The sequence below is a fragment of the Allobosea sp. NPDC003192 genome (genome assembly GCF_050275675.1).
Taxonomy (GTDB): Bacteria; Pseudomonadota; Alphaproteobacteria; order Rhizobiales; family Beijerinckiaceae; genus Allobosea.
Window position 1 is genome coordinate 84802 of the sequence record NZ_JBNNPK010000010.1, and the last position, 16928, is coordinate 101729.

General features: G+C 66.9%; 17 protein-coding genes. 11 read left to right on the forward strand and 6 right to left on the reverse strand.

Annotation, left to right across the window (positions count from 1 at the left end; translation table 11 throughout):
* Positions 1–61: 61 nt before the first annotated feature.
* The 3 genes from ACQKLX_RS15365 to ACQKLX_RS15375 all read left to right on the forward strand — a co-directional run bounded on the left by ACQKLX_RS15365 (position 62) and on the right by ACQKLX_RS15375 (position 3099).
* Positions 62–1012: a Bug family tripartite tricarboxylate transporter substrate binding protein gene (locus tag ACQKLX_RS15365; protein ID WP_427362435.1), complete on the forward strand. Its 951-nt coding sequence runs from the start codon at positions 62–64 to the stop codon at positions 1010–1012.
* Between the two features lie 70 nt (positions 1013–1082).
* Positions 1083–1574 carry a tripartite tricarboxylate transporter TctB family protein gene (locus ACQKLX_RS15370; protein ID WP_427362436.1) on the forward strand — a complete coding sequence of 164 codons (492 nt, stop codon included), beginning with the start codon at positions 1083–1085 and terminating at the stop codon, positions 1572–1574.
* Between the two features lie 4 nt (positions 1575–1578).
* Positions 1579–3099: a tripartite tricarboxylate transporter permease gene (locus tag ACQKLX_RS15375; protein WP_427362437.1), complete on the forward strand. Its 1521-nt coding sequence runs from the start codon at positions 1579–1581 to the stop codon at positions 3097–3099.
* On the opposite strand, the gene ACQKLX_RS15380 is transcribed toward ACQKLX_RS15375, so the two are convergent.
* Both ACQKLX_RS15380 and ACQKLX_RS15385 read right to left on the reverse strand, forming a co-directional pair.
* On the reverse strand, positions 3088–3867 hold the full coding sequence (locus ACQKLX_RS15380) for a GntR family transcriptional regulator (RefSeq protein WP_427362438.1): 780 nt from the start codon (positions 3865–3867) through the stop codon (positions 3088–3090). The genes ACQKLX_RS15375 and ACQKLX_RS15380 overlap by 12 nt on opposite strands.
* A complete protein-coding gene (locus tag ACQKLX_RS15385) occupies positions 3864–4730 on the reverse strand; it encodes an AraC family transcriptional regulator (RefSeq protein WP_427362439.1) in 867 nt (288 codons plus the stop codon). Before ACQKLX_RS15385 ends, ACQKLX_RS15380 begins: the two co-directional genes overlap by 4 nt.
* A 133-nt stretch (positions 4731–4863) precedes the next feature.
* Here ACQKLX_RS15385 and ACQKLX_RS15390 point away from each other — a divergent pair, with 133 nt between their 5' ends.
* Entirely contained in the window at positions 4864–6183 is a 1320-nt protein-coding gene (locus ACQKLX_RS15390; RefSeq protein ID WP_427362440.1) for a tetratricopeptide repeat protein, read from the forward strand.
* The gene (locus ACQKLX_RS15395) at positions 6180–7388 is read left to right on the forward strand and encodes an MFS transporter (protein ID WP_427362441.1); all 1209 of its coding nucleotides are present in this window, start codon (positions 6180–6182) and stop codon (positions 7386–7388) included. Before ACQKLX_RS15390 ends, ACQKLX_RS15395 begins: the two co-directional genes overlap by 4 nt.
* A 321-nt stretch (positions 7389–7709) precedes the next feature.
* Here ACQKLX_RS15395 and ACQKLX_RS15400 read toward each other — a convergent pair whose 3' ends face one another.
* From ACQKLX_RS15400 to ACQKLX_RS15415, 4 genes are read right to left on the reverse strand one after another with little or no spacing between them, the layout of a single operon-like run.
* The gene (locus ACQKLX_RS15400; protein ID WP_427362442.1) at positions 7710–8462 is read right to left on the reverse strand and encodes an SDR family NAD(P)-dependent oxidoreductase; all 753 of its coding nucleotides are present in this window, start codon (positions 8460–8462) and stop codon (positions 7710–7712) included.
* A complete protein-coding gene (locus ACQKLX_RS15405; protein WP_427362443.1) occupies positions 8462–9751 on the reverse strand; it encodes an ABC transporter substrate-binding protein in 1290 nt (429 codons plus the stop codon). The genes ACQKLX_RS15400 and ACQKLX_RS15405 overlap by 1 nt, the downstream gene beginning before the upstream one ends.
* Before the next feature lie 31 nt (positions 9752–9782).
* The gene (locus ACQKLX_RS15410) at positions 9783–11084 is read right to left on the reverse strand and encodes an ABC transporter substrate-binding protein (RefSeq protein ID WP_427362444.1); all 1302 of its coding nucleotides are present in this window, start codon (positions 11082–11084) and stop codon (positions 9783–9785) included.
* Positions 11056–11847 carry a FadR/GntR family transcriptional regulator gene (locus ACQKLX_RS15415; protein WP_427362445.1) on the reverse strand — a complete coding sequence of 264 codons (792 nt, stop codon included), beginning with the start codon at positions 11845–11847 and terminating at the stop codon, positions 11056–11058. The genes ACQKLX_RS15410 and ACQKLX_RS15415 overlap by 29 nt, the downstream gene beginning before the upstream one ends.
* 96 nt (positions 11848–11943) lie before the next feature.
* Between ACQKLX_RS15415 and ACQKLX_RS15420 the strand changes: the two genes are divergently transcribed.
* The 6 genes from ACQKLX_RS15420 to ACQKLX_RS15445 all read left to right on the forward strand — a co-directional run bounded on the left by ACQKLX_RS15420 (position 11944) and on the right by ACQKLX_RS15445 (position 16923).
* Positions 11944–13068 carry a mandelate racemase/muconate lactonizing enzyme family protein gene (locus ACQKLX_RS15420; protein ID WP_427362446.1) on the forward strand — a complete coding sequence of 375 codons (1125 nt, stop codon included), beginning with the start codon at positions 11944–11946 and terminating at the stop codon, positions 13066–13068.
* Positions 13068–13940 (forward strand): carbohydrate ABC transporter permease, encoded by an 873-nt coding sequence (locus tag ACQKLX_RS15425; protein ID WP_427362447.1) that lies wholly within the window; start codon positions 13068–13070, stop codon positions 13938–13940. The genes ACQKLX_RS15420 and ACQKLX_RS15425 overlap by 1 nt, the downstream gene beginning before the upstream one ends.
* Positions 13933–14760: a carbohydrate ABC transporter permease gene (locus tag ACQKLX_RS15430; protein WP_427362448.1), complete on the forward strand. Its 828-nt coding sequence runs from the start codon at positions 13933–13935 to the stop codon at positions 14758–14760. The genes ACQKLX_RS15425 and ACQKLX_RS15430 overlap by 8 nt, the downstream gene beginning before the upstream one ends.
* A 5-nt stretch (positions 14761–14765) precedes the next feature.
* On the forward strand, positions 14766–15650 hold the full coding sequence (locus ACQKLX_RS15435; protein ID WP_427362449.1) for a DUF6772 family protein: 885 nt from the start codon (positions 14766–14768) through the stop codon (positions 15648–15650).
* Entirely contained in the window at positions 15650–15985 is a 336-nt protein-coding gene (locus ACQKLX_RS15440; protein ID WP_427362450.1) for a hypothetical protein, read from the forward strand. Before ACQKLX_RS15435 ends, ACQKLX_RS15440 begins: the two co-directional genes overlap by 1 nt.
* A gap of 230 nt (positions 15986–16215) precedes the next feature.
* Entirely contained in the window at positions 16216–16923 is a 708-nt protein-coding gene (locus ACQKLX_RS15445; protein ID WP_427362451.1) for a cupin domain-containing protein, read from the forward strand.
* The last annotated feature ends 5 nt before the right edge of the window (positions 16924–16928 follow it).

Genomic DNA, 16928 nt, shown 5'->3' on the forward strand with positions numbered 1-16928 from the left:
GACGACCAAAGAGACGACCAGCCGAACAAGGCGGCGTAATGAAAAACGGGAGGAAGAAGCGATGCTGAAGCGTTTGACGATAGCCGGCGCGCTGGTGCTCGGGCTCGGCGCGGTGACGGCCTTCGCCGATCCGGCGAAAATTATGATCCCTGCCAACCCCGGCGGTGGCTGGGACGGCGCCGGCCGTCACACCATGGCGGCCTTTGCCCAGAGCAAGATCTTCACGGACGGCGCCTCCTTCACCAACAAGGGTGGAGCTGCCGGCACGATCGGCCTCGCCGAGTTCGTCCGCACCGCAAAGGGCGACGACAACGCCCTGCTGGTGACCGGCGTCATCATGGTCGGCGGCGTCATCACCAACAAGACGCCGGTCTCGCTGGCCGATACGACGCCGCTGCTGCGCCTGACCAACGAGTACAACGCGATCGCCGTTCCCGCGAACTCGCCGATCAAGACGCCACAGGATTTCATCGCCGCGCTCAAGGCCGATCCGAGCGCGCTCTCGGTCGGGGGCGGCTCCGCCGGTGGCGCCGACCACGTCATGCTGGCGCTGCTCGCCAAGCAGGCCGGCGCGCCGGTCGCCAAGATCAACTTCGTCTCCTTCTCGGGCGGCGAGATTCTGGCGGCGCTCGGCGGCGGCAAGATCAAGGCCGCGATCTCCGGCGCATCCGAGTTCCGGCAGTTCGCGGAATCGGGGCGTATCCGGATCATCGCCGTCTCGGGGCCGGCTCGCGTCGACGGCATCAACGCGCCGACGCTGAAGGAATCGGGCATTCCGGTCGAGATCGGCAACTGGCGCGGCTTCGTCGGCGCGCCCGGCATGAGCGAGGGCGCCAAGAAACTCTGGCTCGAACGCTTCGCCAAGCTGCATGAGACGCCGGCCTGGAAGGAGACCCTGAAGACGCAGGGCTGGGAGGACGCCTATCTGCCCGGCGACAAGTTCAACGCCTTCCTCAAGGAGGAGGAGGCGAACTGGACGAGCGCGCTCAAGGAAGTCGGCATCCTGAAATAGCTCCCGCGCCAATGGTGCGCGGCCCCGAGCTGCGTGCCGCTCCACATCTGGTTTCAGGGAGCTGACGCATATGCCTGTCACCGAAGAGGCCCAGCCGCGCGAACGCCGATCCAGGCCCTGGGGGCTCGGGCTCGCTCTGGCAATCATTGGTGCGCTCTGGCTCAATGGCGCGCGCGGCATCTCCTCGACGACCAATTATATCGGTCTCGGGCCGGCGGCGATCGTGCTCGCTGTCGGCCTCGGCCTGTTGGTCCTGGGTGTCCTCCTGATCCTGCAGGCGTTGCGTGGCGAATTCGCCGCTGTCGATCACGAGGCGGAGGCGCCGCCCTCCCGCACGGGCTTTCTGCTGGCGCTGGTCGGGGTCGCCATTCCCCTACTGACGATGCGCTGGCTCGGCTTCCCGCTCACGGCGATGCTGGCTTTCGCCCTCGTCACCCATGGCTTTGGCTCGCGCCGGACCGCCCTGGATCTAGGGATCGGCTTCGTGCTCGGCAGCGCCGCCTGGCTCGGCTTCTCCCGCTTGGGGATCAGCCTCGGCGGCTTCCTGCCGCTGATCGGGTGAGACGATGGATATCCTCAACCAGCTCATCGGCGGCTTCGCGGTCGCGCTGCAGCCGATCAACCTGTTCTGGGCCTTCATCGGCTGCGCGCTCGGCACCGCGGTCGGCGTTCTGCCCGGCATCGGCCCGGCCCTGACCATCGCCTTGCTGATGCCGGTGACGGCTCAGGTCAACCCGGCCTCGGCCTTCATCATGTTCGCCGGCATCCTCTACGGTGCGCTCTATGGCGGATCGACGACCTCGATCCTGCTCAACACGCCCGGCGAAAGCGGCTCGGTGATGACCGCGCTCGAGGGCAACCGGATGGCCCGCAGCGGTCGCGGCGCCGCGGCACTGGCCACGGCGGCGATCGGCTCCTTCGTCGCCGGCACGATCGGCACGCTCGCCCTCACTTTCCTGGCGCCGGCGATCGCCGAGCTCGCCTTCGTCTTCGGCCCCGAGGACTATTTCGCGCTGATGGTGCTGTCCTTCACCTCGGTCGCCGTGGTGATGGGGCGCTCGCTGGTGCGCGGCTTCGCCTCGCTGTTCTTCGGCCTGGCGCTCGGCACGATCGGCATCGACACCCAGACCGGCCAGACGCGCATGGTCTTCGGCATGCTCGAGCTGCTCGACGGCGTCTCCTTCACCGTGGTGCTGGTCTCGCTCTTCGCCATCGGCGAGACGCTCTATGTCGCAAGCCGCCATGCTTCCGCGCCTCCCGCGATCAACCCACTCTCCGGCGGCCATTGGATGACGCGGCAGGACTGGGCGCTCTCCTGGAAGCCCTGGCTGCGCGGCAGCGTCATCGGCTTCCCGATCGGCGCGCTGCCGGCCGGCGGCACCGAAATCCCGACCTTTCTCTCCTATGCGCTGGAGCGGCGCCTGTCGAAGCATCCGGAGGAGTTCGGCCAAGGCGCGATCGAAGGCGTCGCGGGCCCCGAGGCCGCCAACAATGCCGCCGCGGCCGGCATTCTCGTGCCGCTGCTGACACTCGGACTGCCTTCGACGGCGACCGCGGCCGTGCTGCTCGCCGCGTTCCAGAACTACGGGCTGCAGCCTGGGCCGATGCTGTTCGCCACCAATCCCGATCTGCTCTGGGGCCTGATCGCCTCGCTCTATATCGGCAACCTGATCCTGCTCGTCCTCAATCTGCCGCTGGTCGGCATCTGGGTCAGGCTGCTGCTGATCCCGCGCCAGTACATCTATGGCGGCATCGTCGTCTTCGCGCTGGTCGGCGTCTGGGGACTTTCGACCTCCTGGATCGATCTCGCCCTGATGTGCGGGCTCGGCCTGATCGGCTATGTCGCCCGCGTCTATGATTTCCCGATCGCGCCCGTGCTGATCGGCCTGATCCTCGGCCCGCAGGCGGAAATTCAGCTGCGGCGGGCGCTCGCCGTCAGCCAGGACGATTGGAGCGTGCTGGTCGGCACGCCGATCTCGGCCTCGCTGCTCGCCATCGCGGCGCTGGTGCTGACCCTGCCGCCTTTGCTCGCCTGGCGGCGCCGGCGCGCCGGGGCGGCCCAGGTGCAACCCGTCTCAGCCGGCTGACCGGCCACCGCGTCGCCTCGCCGCCGGCCTGGCGTTCTCGGCGCTGGTGAGTGCAGCCTGCAGCGCGGTGCGGGCCGCACGGATATGGCGGCGCATCAGGATCTCGGCCAGTTCGCCGTCGCGATGGCTGATCGCCTCGGTGATCCTGATGTGCTCGTGCCAGGCTTCGCGGCCACGGCCTGGAACGGTCGAATGCAGCCGCCGGCACAGGCGCAGACGCGGATAGAACTGTTCGCAAAGCAGCTCGGCGAGGATCGGATTGCCGCTGCCCTTGGCGATCCGACGATGGAAGTCGGCCTCGGGCGCGTCCTGCAGATAGGCGCCCGTCGGGTTGCGCTCGATCTCGCCGCGGTGGCCTTGAACCAGAGCTTCCAGCGCCGCGATCTCCGCATCGCTCATGCTCTCTGCCGCGAGCCGCGCGGCCATGCCCTCGGTCGCCTCGCGCACATCGAGCAGCGCCAGGAACTCGTCGGCGCTCGGCTGGGCGACGCGCGCACCCTGATTGGTGACATAGCTGACGAGCCCGCGCTCCTGCAGGCGTCGGATCGCCTCGCGGACCGGGGCGCGGCTGACGCCGTAGCGGCGCGCGATGACTGGCTCGCTCAGCTTCTCGCCCGGGGCGATCTCTCCCGTCACGATCGCACTCGTCAGGGCATCGTAGAGCTTGTCGCCGATGCCGAGCTTGCCACCTGGCATTGGGCTTGAAGGCTCTGTTGTCTCGGGCTCGCCGGCCATTGGTGTCGCCATCGTCGCCTTGCCGAGGATCATGATTCTGGGTCGCGCCGAGTATGCGCGATTGCCGAGGCCGGGTGCATCGGAAAATGGCTCGCCGGCGTCCCACGCCGGCCTGTCTGGCGGCCATAGGCGTGGGGGCTGGCGCCCATCTCGGCCTTGAACGCGAAGATGAAGGCCGAGGAGGAGCCGTAGCCCAGTTCCATCGCGGTCTGCGTCACCGACATCCCGCCGTTCAGCAGCTCGATCGCCCGGAACAATCGCAGACGCCGCTTCCATGAGCGCAGCGGAGCGCCGATCTCGGCCTCGAACCGGCGCGTCAAGGTCCGGCCGGACAGCCCGAGTTCCCGAGCCCAGTCATCGGCGCTGCGCTCGTCGGCCGGATCGAGATACAAGGCTTCGCAGAGAGCGGCGAGGCGGCCGTCGCGCGGCCATGGCAGGACTGTCGGCAAGGACGGAGCCCGGCGCAATTGATCGAGAATGAGTATGGCGACGCGGCTGTCATAGCCGCCGCTGTTGTCCTGCCCCTCGATCGCCGCCGCTTCGACGATCAGGGCTTTGAGTAGCGGCGAGACCGCAAGGACCGTGGGGGCAGGCGGAAGGCCGCCGCCGGACTCGGTCTCGATCCACAGGCTCCGGAATTCCGCGCCGAGCAACGAGCCGACGCGGTGCGATACGCCGGTCGGCAGCCATGCCGCCTGGTCCGGCGAGGTGATGAAGGTCTGCCCGGCCGTGGAGACGGTCAGTACGCCGTCGATGGCATAGACCAGTTGGTGCCAGTCACGGGCGTGTTCGAGGAAGTGATGCCGAGGCGGAATCGATTGGGCCCGCATCGTCAGGGGGCGCGGCGGGAGGGCATCCGGCGGCGCGGTGATGATCGACCAGCTCATGGTGCTCATATTTGTCGGATATTCTACATTTTTTGGCAAAGCGTCGAAAGTAGGTCAGCCGAGTTTCTGGTAGGCGGAGTGCATGGTGGGCGAGAGGTGCTGCGCTTGTCGCAACTGGTTCGTCTGCGAGGGGACCTTGCCGATGCCTGATGCCGATCGTCGTGGCTTGCCGATCTCGACCGGCTCTCCGGAGGCCGCGCACCTTTACCGCGAAGGTGTCGATCTGCTGCTCTCGGCATGGCCGGGTGCGATCGAAACCCTGCAGCAGGCGATTGAGGCGGATCCGGATTTCGCGCTGGCTCATGCCGCATTGGCACGTGCGCTGGCGGTGCGCGCGCAGCCGTTGGAAGCTGCCGTTCGTATCGCCTTGGCATCGAGGATCGTCGACCTGAACGGAACCGCGCGCGAACGCAGCCATGTTGCAACGCTCGCTCTCGCGATTGCCGGGCAAGGCGCCAAGGCACTCGATGCGGCGCTCAAGCACGCGGAGAGCTGGCCACGCGACGTCATCATTCTCTCGCTGCCACTGGGCGCCTTCGGCCTTTTTGCCTTCTCCGGCATGAGGGGGCACGATCAGGCCCGGGTCGATCTCTGCGAGCGCCACGCCCGGAACTTTGCCGCGGATGACTGGTGGTTCCTGACCTATCGCGGCTGGTCCCATACCGAGAATGGAGCGGTCAGGCTCGGCCGTGACCTCACGCAGCGGGCCTTCGAGCTCCGCCCGGCCAACGCCAATGGGGCGCACGCCTTGTCCCATGCGATGTTCGAGGGCGGGGCGACACAGGAGGCGGAGGCGTTTGTTGCCGGCTGGTTGCCGAGCTATGACCGCTCCGGCATCCTTCACGGCCACATCGCCTGGCACGAGGCGTTGTCAGCGCTTGAGCGCGGCGATTCCGCCCGGGCAATTGGGATCTACGAGCAATATATCCAGCCGTCGGTTTCGCTGGGTACACCGATCAACATCATGACGGATGCCATCTCGCTGCTCTGGCGCCTGCAGGCCTACGGCCATGAGGTGCCGGCCGGGATGTGGGAGCGCGCCAGGTCCTACGCCGAAACCAAGTTCGCCAAGCCAGGCTTAGCCTTCGTCGATGCCCATCTCGGCCTGGCCGACGCGGCAACCGGCAACAAGCGCGCGGCTGTGGAGCGCATCGACGCACTGACCAGCCTTCTCGAAGTCGGCACGCTTGCGGCCGGCCCCGTCGTTCCGGCGATCTGCCGGGCGGCACTCGCATTCGCGCAGAGTGACTATGCCGGTTGTGTCCATATCCTCGAACCTCTGGCCGGCGAGGTGGCCCGGATCGGTGGCAGCGGCGCTCAAAGGGAAATCTTCGAGGACACGCTTTTGCTCGCCCTGATGCGCAACGGTGAGGTAGTCAAGGCGCGGGACCTCCTGGATCGGCGCTTGCATCGCCGATCTTCGCCGCGTGACATCGTCTGGAAAGCCCAGCTCGCCGCATGACCACGACATCCATTCTTCCGGACGCCGAGGCGGCGATTTCGCTTCGGCAGGAGCGCAGCAATGTCCTGCGGCTGGCGATCTGCCAGGCGCTCGCTGGCGCCAACGCCACCGTCGTCTTCGCCACGGGTGCGGTCGTCGGCGACATGCTCGCACCCAGCAAGGCCCTCGCGACGATGCCGGTCTCGATCTTCGTCGTCGGCATGGCGCTCTGCACGCTGCCGGCCGGCGCGATCGCGCAGCGTCGCGGCCGCGGCATGGTGTTCATGCTGGGTACCGGCTGTGGCGTCCTCGCTGGCGCGCTGGCGGCTCTTGCCATGCTCGTCGCCTCGTTCTGGCTGTTCTGCCTCGCCACCTTCTGTGCCGGCGTCTATGCCGCCGTCGTCCTGTCTTTCCGCTTCGCCGCGACCGATTGCGCCGCGCCGGAGCGGCGCCCGCGCGCCTTGTCGGCGGTGATGGCGGGCGGCGTCTTCGCAGGCGTCATTGGCGCGCAGCTGGTGACGCATACGATGAACCTGTGGCCGCCTTATCTCTTCGCGGCCACCTATGTCGGTCAGGCGGCAGTCGCGGCGCTGTCCGCCCTCATTCTGCTCGGGGTCAAACTGCCGATGCCGACCGCTGCCGAGCAGGCGGCCGGCCGGCCGCTCGGCGTCATCGTGCGCCAGCCCCGATTCATCCTCGCGGTGATCTGCGGGGTCGTCTCCTACCTCCTGATGAACTTCCTGATGACGGCGGCGCCGCTGGCGATGAAGCTGTGCGGGCTCTCCCAGGAATCGGCCAATCTCGGGCTGCAATGGCATGTCATCGCCATGTACGGGCCGAGCTTCTGGACCGGGCGCCTGATCACGCGCTTCGGCTCGGCGAAGATCGTTGCTGCCGGCCTGCTCCTGACCGGTGCCGCGTCGGCGGTCGGGCTGTTCGGCATCGATATCGCGCATTTCTGGGTGACGCTGATCCTGCTCGGCCTGGGCTGGAACTTCGGCTTCGTCGGCGCCTCGGCCATGGTCCTGGAGTGCCATCGCCCGGAGGAGAAGGCGAGGGTGCAGTCATTCAACGATTTCGCGGTATTCGGCACTATGGCGATCGGCTCCTTCCTTTCGGGAGGGCTGCTCTCCGCCTTCGGCTGGGACATGGTGCTGTGGCTGTCCTTCGCGCCCCTGCTCATCGCAATCGTGGCGCTCGCAGCCGGGCGCCGCGTCGCGGCGTAGCAAGACCGGGCTGGGCGGCGGGCCGTATTGCGACCGCAAGGCGGGCAGAGGTCTCGGCCACCGCATCTGCGCGCCTGTCCCTGATCGGGCGCGGGTGCACCGCTCCACATCCGGATTCGTCGACGGGCATGCCGGAGGTGATGTAGCTCCTTCACGCCGGTCTGCCGGGGCCGGCGCAGGATCGCCATCGAGGCGAATGCGGCACCATTGTCGGAAACGATCGTTTCCGGTCGGCCGCGCAGACGGATGATGGCATCCGGCCCCCGAGCGCCAGGCGCCCACCTGCAGTCTGCCGCATGCTTATGGTTCACGCGGCCCTTATCAGAGCCGCATCCCGCCATCGACCGAGATCTCGGCGCCGTTGATGTAGGAACCCTCGGGCGAACAGAGCAGGAGAGCCGCGCCTGCGCAGTCACCGGCACGGCCCAGCCTGCCGAGCGGAATGCGCGCCAGCACCTGTTCCTCCCGTCCGGGCTGGGCGAGGACGACGCGGTTGCGATCCGTCAGGATCGCGCCGGGCTGGATGATGTTGCAGGTGACATCCGGCGCGCGCAGGGTCCGGGCCAGATTGAGGACCATGTTGGTCTGCGCCGCCTTGGTCGCCGCGTAATAGAAATGCGTCGGATTGGGACGCGCCTCCTGCACGCTGCCGATTGCGATCACCCGGCCGAAGCCGCGCACCAGCATGCCCGGCAGGAAGGCCTGCAGCAGCCGTATCGTCGCGTGGAGATTGATCTGCGTCTGAGTAGCCATCGCGGCTTCCGAGACGGCGTCCCAGGTCTCCAGGGTTTCGGCAGAGGCGCAAAGTACGAGGATGTCGGGCCCGATGCCGTTCGCGGTCAGCTCCGCCGCCATGGCGGAAGGAGCCGCAGCCTCCGCGAGATCGGCGATCAAAGGCGACGCCGCTAGATCTCTCGCCTGCAGATCGGCCGCTGCCGCATGAGCGGCCACTGCGTCCCGGTCATGGATGATCGCATGCGCACCGGCCTCGGCGAGCCGCGTCGCGATTGCGAGCCCGATCCCGCGCGCCGCACCGGTGACGAGGGCGACGCGTCCTGAAAGTTGACCCGCCATCAGCCTAGCAGCGGCTTCACGCGCGCGGCCGCATCATCCATCGCCTGCTGCGGCGGCTTGCGGCCGAGCACGGCAGCCTGCGTTTCCTCGACGAAGATATCGTGGGCGCGGGCCTGCTCGTCGAAGGCCGGCAGATGGATGCGCGAGGCCTTCAGCGCCGCGGCCTCGTCGGCGGCATAGGGCATCGCCGCCTTCAGCTTCTCGTCGGCATAGGTCGAGATTCGGGTCGGGCCATTGCCGTTGAGGGCCATCGCCGTGGTGCCGGCCTTCGAGGAGAGTGCGCGAATGAATTCCCAGGCGAGCGGCTTCTGCTTGGCATTCTTCGGGATCATCAACGACCAGAACTCGACCGTCGGCGCGAACGCGACCTTGCCGGAAAGATCGGCCGCCATCGGCGGCAGCAGCGACTTGAAGCGCCCGCCATATTTACCCTTCGCCGGGTCGTTATAGGAGACCAGCCGCGCGAAGGGGTTGATCGTCATCGCCGCCCGACCCTGCTGCATCCAGGTGGTGATCTCTTCATTGTTCACCGTGGCGAAGTTCCGCGGCAGCACGCCGACTTTGTAGAGATCGGCGAGGATCGTCAGCGCCTTGACCATGGCCGGCTCGTTGGCGGTGAGCTTGCCATCGGCCGTCATGTAGTCGCCGCCGAGGCAGCGCGAGACCGTCAGGAAATTCGAGGCGAAGACGGCGGTGAAGGCGAGGCCGTGGACCTGCGTGCCGTCCTCGCGCTTGAAGGTGAGCTTGCGCGCAACCTCGACCAGTTCCTCGAAAGTGGTCGGCAGCTTGCTGACGCCACGCTCTTCCAGCAGCGCCTCGTTGTAGATCAGCGCATTGGTGGCGTGGCGGACCGGGATGCCATGCAGCGCGCCATCGGCCTTGAGGGGACCGATCAGGCCCGGCGCGAAATCATCGAAAGCCTCGATCGGCGCATCCTTCATGAACGCATCGAGCGGCTCGAACAGCTTGAGATTGCGCGGCACGGCGCGGCCATTGACGAGATAGGCGACGTCGATCGAGGTCTCTGCCAGCGAGGCCTCGCGCAGCAGGCGCTCGTGCACGGCGTTGACGTCGCCGAAGGTGACCCAGTTCAGGTTCGTCCCGCTTGCCTGGCGAAAGGCTTCGGTCGCATTGCCGCCCGGCCCGGTCGTTGCGGCGGTCTGGTGGACGCGGTGGCCAAGGGCTGTGAGTGTCTTTGCCTGTGCGAAGGCGCGACCGGGCAGGACAGATGCGGCCACGGCCGCACCGGCGAGAGCGCCGAAGCGGCGGCGCGAGATCGGAAAAGTCATGGCATCTCCTCCGGACCTTTGCGGCCTGCGGTCAGGCCGGCAGCAGCGGCTGCACACGCTTGACGAGTGAGGCCATCGCCTCCTCCGGCGTCTTCATGCCGAGCACCGCCGCCTCCGCTTCCTCCTTGAAGAGGTCGCCGGCGCGGGCCGCTTCGTCGAAGGCCGGTAGCGGCACGCGCGCCACCTTCAAGACCTTCAGCTCCTCGGCAGCGTAGGGCACGGTTCCGGCGAAACTCTGGTCGGCATAGGTCGAGGCGCGCACCGGGCCGTTGCCGTTGAGGGCGGCCTTCAAGGTCGCCTCCTTCGAAGCCATCGCCTTGATGAAGCTCCAGGCGAGGTCCTTGCGCTTGGCGTTCTTGGGGATGACCATGCCCCAGAACTCGACCTTGGCCGGGGCCGCATCGTATTTGCCCGCCAGCGTCTTCGAGGCCGGCACGGCGATCGTCTTGATCTTGCCGGAGAATTTCGACTTCTGCGGATCGTTGTAGATGCGGTTGCGGCCCATGCTCTGGAGGCTCATCGCCGCCCGGCCCTGCTGCATCCAGACATTGACGTCTTCGGGCGACAGCGTCGCGAAATTGCGCGGGAAGGCATTGGCCTGGAAGAGCTCGCGCAAGGTCCTGATCGCGTTCAGCATCGGCGGCTGGTCGGCGGCGCATTTGAAGTCCGGTGTGATGAACTCGCCATCCCAGGCGCGGGCGAGGTCGATCACGTTTGGATAGGTCACGCCCGGCGTGCACAGGCCGACGACCTGCGTGCCGTCGGCGCGGCGGTAGCTGCAAGCCCTAGCGATCTCGATCATCTCCTCGATCGTCGCCGGCGGCTTGGAGAAGCCTTTCTCGGCCAGGATCTCCTCATTGTAGTGAAGACCCGACGAGGCATGGCGGAACGGTACGGCGAGCTGCTTGCCGCCGACATTCATGCCCTGCATCAGCCCCGGAAAGATGTCGCCTGCGTCCTCGAGCGGGTCGCGCTTGAGATAGTCGTCGAGCGCCTCGAACAGATTTGCCGCACGCGGCACGACCTGGGTATTGAGGACGAAGCCGACATCGACCGAGCTCTCGCCGAGGCTCGCCTCGCGGAAGAGCCGTTCCTGCAGCGGGCCTGTGTCGAAAGTCGTCCACTGGACGCCGACACCGTTCTTCGCGGCCCAATCCTTGGTGATGTCGCCGCCCTGCGCGCCGGTCGCAACCGTCTGCATGACGCGATGGGCGAAGACGTTGAACGGCCCGCTCTGCTGCGCGCGGGCAGCGCCTGCGCCCAACGTCGCAAAGCTCAGCCCGAGAATGCCGGCGCCGAACTGCCTACGGTCCAGCCCTGTCTCCATGGTCATGCCTGTCCTCCCGATGGTTCGCGAGTTCCGCGATGGCGGCTTCAGCCGCTTCGAAATGCTTGTTCATGGCGGCCGAGGCCGCGGCCTGATCTCCAGCGCGGATCGCCTCGACGACGCGCACATGCCGCTCGAAGGTGCGGCGCCAATCGTCCTTGGTGCGCTTTCCGCGCGAGTTGAAGATCTCCATGACCTCGCGGATCACCGGCCGCAGGCCCCTGATCTGGAAATCGAGCAGGCGATTGCCTGAGGAGGCCGCGATGGCCTCGTGGAAGTCGAGATCGGCTTCGATCCAGCGCGGGACGTGGCCGAGTGCATCCTCCATGCGGGCGAGGATCAGGTCGAGCTTCTCGATGTCTTCGGCCGAGCGGCGCGCGGCGCTATGGGCCGCGATCGGCGGCTCGAGGATGCGGCGCAATTCCACCGCCTCGGTCAGGCCGTTCGGGCGGCCGCGCACGGCGAAGCGATAGAAGCGGTCGAGCGGGGCGGCATCGAGCGCCTGCACGCGGGTCGGCTTGCCCTGTTGGATATGGACGACGCCCATCGCGGCGAGCTGGCGGATCGCCTCGCGGGCGATCGGCTTGCTGACACCGAAGGAGGCGGCGATCCGCGCTTCCGACGGCAGGGCATCGCCGGGCTTCAGCCTGCCATCCTGGATCGCCTGGGTGATGCGCTGGATCACGGCGTCGCCGAGCCGCATCGGCACGACATCGCCGCCGGCGAATGGATCGTCGCCATCGAGCAGGGATGAAGCGGCATCGCTCATCGATCACCTCCGTTCGATGATCATTGACAGATGCTGCTCAGCTTGGCAACTGTTCAACCTATCAGATAAGTTGAGCGCTCAAGAGGACGCCGCTTCATGTCGGCCAGCCGTATCTCGAAGGTTGTTGCGCATCCGCTGCGTGCGACCCTGCCCAAGGTCCAGCGGACATCCCAGGGCGATTATCCGGCGATCGAGATCGTCGTGGTCGAAATCGAGACCGAAGACGGCACCGTCGGCTTCGGCGAGGGTCTCTGCCGCCGCGGCGCCGCCGGCTATGCCCGCTTCATCGAGGAAGCCTTGGTGTCGCGCCTGATCGGCCGCGATGCCGCTGACCGGCGGGCGCTGTGGAAGACGATGCGGGCCGCACTGTCGGGGCGTCCCGGCGGCCAGGTCGTCGAGGCGATCGCGGCCATCGACATCGCGCTCTGGGACATCGCTGGCAAGCAGGCGGGCCAGCCGATCCACAAGCTGCTTGGCGGCATGGGTCGCAGCGAGATCGCGGCCTACGCTTCCTCGATCAACTGGCTCGACGATGCGACGGTCGAGGCCGAGGTCGCAGCCGTGCTGAAAGCCGGCTTCCGCGAAATCAAGGTCAAGCTCGGCCACCCCCTGCGCGATGCGATCGCCCGCGCGAAACTCGTCCGCAAGCTCGCGGGCGACGACATCGCCCTCTATGTCGACGCCAACTGGGCCTATGACGTTGACGACGCACTGATCGTAGGGCGGGCGCTGGCCGATCTCGGCTATGGCTTCTTCGAGGAGCCGATCGCGCCGCAGGATCGCGAGGGCTATCGCCGCCTGTCCCAGCATCTGCCGATCCGGCTCGCTGCCGGCGAGAGCGACTTCGTCGCGAGCGACGCGCTGATTTCGCTGCAGGACCGCTCGCTCGGGCTGATCCAGCCGGACGTGACGCGCTCGGGCGGGATCAGCGAGACCTGGCGCATCTGCGAGCTCGCCGCCGCCTTCAACACGGCTTATGCACCGCATGTCGGCTGGTCGGGCGCGATCTGCGTCGCCGCCAGCCTGCAGCTCGCTGCGGCGGCCGAGACCTTCCGCACCTTCGAATGCATGGTCTACCAGAACCCGCTGCGCGACGCCTTCACCCAGCCGATCGTCGGCGAGGGATCGCAACTCGTCGATGGCAAGCTTTCCGTGCCACAGGGGCCGGGGCTCGGCATCGAGATCGACCGCGACGCGCTCGCGCGCTTCAGGATCGCCTGATGAGCGCCCGCACCCCTCTTTCGGCGATCGCGCTGGTCTCGCCGGTCCAGCTGATGATCGGCGGCATCATCTTCCTGCCGGCGATCTATGTCTTCTGGCTCAGCCTCAACCAGTCCTCCTTCGGCCAGGCGGCAAGCTTCGTCGGCTTCGCCAACTACGCCAAGGTGCTGGGCGACGCCTATTTCTGGAAAGCGCTCCTCAACACGGTGATCGTCGTCGCCGTCGTCGTGCATGTCGAGCTGCTGCTTGGGCTCGGCATGGCGCTGTTCTTCGCTTCGGGCGTGCCGTTCCGGCCGCTGCTGCTCGCGATCGTGCTCGCGCCCTATGCCGTCAGCGAGGTCTCGGCGGTGGTGATGTGGCGCTTCCTGTTCGAGCCTGATGTCGGGATGATGAGCCGGCTCCTGATGTCGTTCGGCCTGCCGCCGATCGAATGGGCGGTGAACCCGAACCACGGGCTCGCCATGGTCAGCCTGCTCTCGATCTGGCTGCACCTGCCGTTCAGCTTCATCATCCTCTATGCGGCGAGGCTCTCGATACCCGGCGACCTCTACGAGGCCGCGGCGATCGACGGCGCCTCACCCTGGACCTCGTTCCGCCGGGTGACGCTGCCGCTGCTGATGCCGGCGCTGCTGATCGCGGCGCTGTTCCGCTACATCTTCGCCTTCCGCCTGTTCTCCGAGGTCTGGCTGATGACCGGAGGCGGCCCGGCGCGCTCGACCGAGGTGATGGCGGTCTATCTCTATCTCGAGGCCTTCCGCTACAACGCCTTCGGCCCGGCCGCGGCCACCGGCTGGCTCCTGGTGCTCGCCTCGCTCCTGCTCGCGCTGTTCTATCTGCGCCGACTCTACAGGGAGATGTTCGCGCGTGCCTAAGCTTCTGCGCCATCTCCTCAAGCTCGTCGGCGTCCTCGCGATCGTCGCCTGGTCGCTGGTGCCGATCGGCCTGATCGCCATGTCGTCCTTCAAGGCCGACCGCGACATCTTTTCGACCGGCAGCACCTTCGCCTTCGTGCCGACGCTGGCGAACTATCAGGCGCTCTGGAGCCGCTGGGGCGATTTCTTCTTCGGCTTGTGGAACAGCTTCCTCGTCACCGTCGGCGCGACCGTGCTCGCCGTCGGCGTCTCCCTGCTCGCCGGCTTCGCCTATTCGCGCTTCGCCTCGAAGGGCCTGCAGGCCTCGGCCTTCTTCCTGATCTTCATCCGGCTGATCCCGCCGATCGTGATCACGCTGCCTCTGTTTCCGGTGGTGAACTGGCTCGGCCTCAACGACACCCACTTCGTGCTGATCGTGCTCTACGCCACCTTCTTCGTCTCGTTGGGTACGGTGGTGATGCGCACCTTCATCGACCAGATCCCGCGCGAGCTCGACGAGGCCGCGATGATGGACGGCGCCTCGCAGATGCAGATCATCGCCAAGGTGATCCTGCCGATGGCGGCGCAGGGCATGCTCGCCGTCTCGGTCTTCGTCATCGTCTACGCCTGGAACGAGTTCCTCTTCGCCTTCATCTTCACCACCACCAAGGCGAAGACCGCGCCGCTGGTGATCTCCGAGATGATCGGCGCCGTCGAGGGCGTCGAATGGGGCGTGCTCTTCGCCGCCTCGACCGTGCAACTCGTGCCGGTGCTCGCCTTCGTCATCCTCATGCAGAAGCATCTCGTGGCGGGCCTGACCGCCGGCGCGGTGAAGGGGTAATCGCCATGACCCAGCTCGACGATTTCAGACGCGCCATTCGCGAGGCCGACCCGCAGCTCAGCCGTTTCGATCCGCTGCCCCGGATCATCTGCCTCGACGATTTCGACCGCGGCATGTGCGGCTGGACCCAATTGGTCGGCAATTACGAGGACACGCTGGACGCGATGCTGCCGGGCTATGCCCAGCACAGCCACGCCATGCTCTCGACCCTGCCGAACTGGGATTTCGGCTCGCATGGCGGCGTCGACGGCTCCTATGCGCTGAAGATCGCGACGCGGCCGAAAAAGGGCGCGCAGAACGTCGCGATCAAGCGCCTGACCTTCCGCAAACCGGGGCCGATCCGGCTCGAGGCCTATTTCACCTTCAAGCCCGAGGCGATGGACCTGCAACTCTCGGAGACCGATATCCGCTCCTTCGGCTTCCTCTACGATCTTCAGATCGGCGATACCTCAGGCCCGGGCGATCGGGTGATGCCGCATCTGCGCTTCCTCAATGCGCAGGACGGCAAGCACATCCAGAAATGGCAGTTCAAGCGCCGGACGACGCCGATCAAGCCGATCGGAACGGCCGGCAAGACGATCACGCATTACCACCTCGCCCCCGACGACTGGGAGGATCTGCCCGGCGGCGAGCAGCGGCTCTGCTACAACGAGATCCCGACCAAGGTGAACTGGCACTATCTGCGCTTCGACTTCGATCTCGCCGCGATGCAGGCGACCAGATTCCAAGTGAATGATCGGGTGTTCTCCATGGACGGCTTCGACTGCATCCGCATACCCGCGATGAAGAACCTCTGGTGCATGCTCAATCTCGCCTTCTTCGCCGAGACCGACACCGACAAGCGCGCCTTCGCCTATCTCGATTCCGTCTGCCTGTCGGGAGAATTCTGATGCTGCCAGAGAACCTGACCGCTGTCGTCGCCCGCAACGAGAGCTGGACGGGATCGAGCGCGACCGAGCCCTACGAGGCCGGCTGGGCGAGGGAGGCCATCGTCTTCGTGCGGGCGCTGAAGCAGCCGAAGGGAGCGCTGCCCAAGGCGCGGATCGAAATCTCGGCCGACGGCATGCACTGGTGCGCCGAAGGTTCGGAATTCGCCCTGCCGACGGCGAAGGACGCGGTGAGCTTCCAGCGCCTCGCCCATTTCGGCAATTTCGTCCGCGTCGCCGCGACGCTGCCGGATGGCGCCGAGATCACCGTGCTGGTGACGCTTCACCTCAAAGCTTGACCGGAGCCGGGCATTCGACGCGCGACGATCTCGCAACCGAGGTTGAGGTGCGGTCTTCGTGACGAGCGTCAGCGTCGTCTCAAGCCCTCTGTCAAATTCGATGACCGAATCAGCCCACGCCTCGTCGACGCGGCCTCTGCGCCATGCCGGCAGCCGATCCCGAGAATTTCCTCCAATCCGCCGGCTGCGAAACGGCCTAACTCAGCATCATCATGCTGGGTGAACCGTTCATGCCGACCTTTCCGATCGTCCTCGCCACTCACGCCAGTGCCGCCGGCACTTGGCCGCTTTCCAAACACGATCCTTTCGGCGCTGCCCGAGAGATTGCCTGGAGCGGGCCACAGGATCTGGCGGTGGGGCGCGTAGCCTTCTCCGGCGTCCTGGAGAGCGCGGCCTTCCCGCACACCGAGGTGCTGGTTCTCCGGGCGGGGCGTCTCGATCTGACGCTCGCAGCCGGCGATCGACGCACGCTTCAGCCCGGCGAAAGCATTGTGATCGCGCGCGGCACGACCCTGCGCATCGAGGCGACACCTGGCACGAGCTGGATCTTCTGCGCCGGCGCCGGGGCAGCTTCGGCTGCACCCGGCGTGACGGAGCTGCCGGCCGATGCGCCGCTCTCGCCGTCGTCGCCGCCCCCGGCCAATCTTCTCGAAGGGCCGGTGCCGAAGTGCCGGAGCTTCAACGCCTTTACCGACGAGGCGGCGCGCCTGCGGGCCGGCATCTGGGATTCGACGCCATATCGACGCATCCTGCGCCCGCAGCCGGTCAACGAGCTGATGCATATCCTCGCCGGCAGCGTCACCCTCACCGGAACTGACGGGCGTCCGGTCCGGATCGCGGCAGGCGAAAGCGTGTTCGTGGCCCAGGGCACGCCATGCGCCTGGGACAGCGACGAGCATGTCGCCAAGGTCTATGTCGTTCAGGAGGTCGGCGCGTGAGCTCG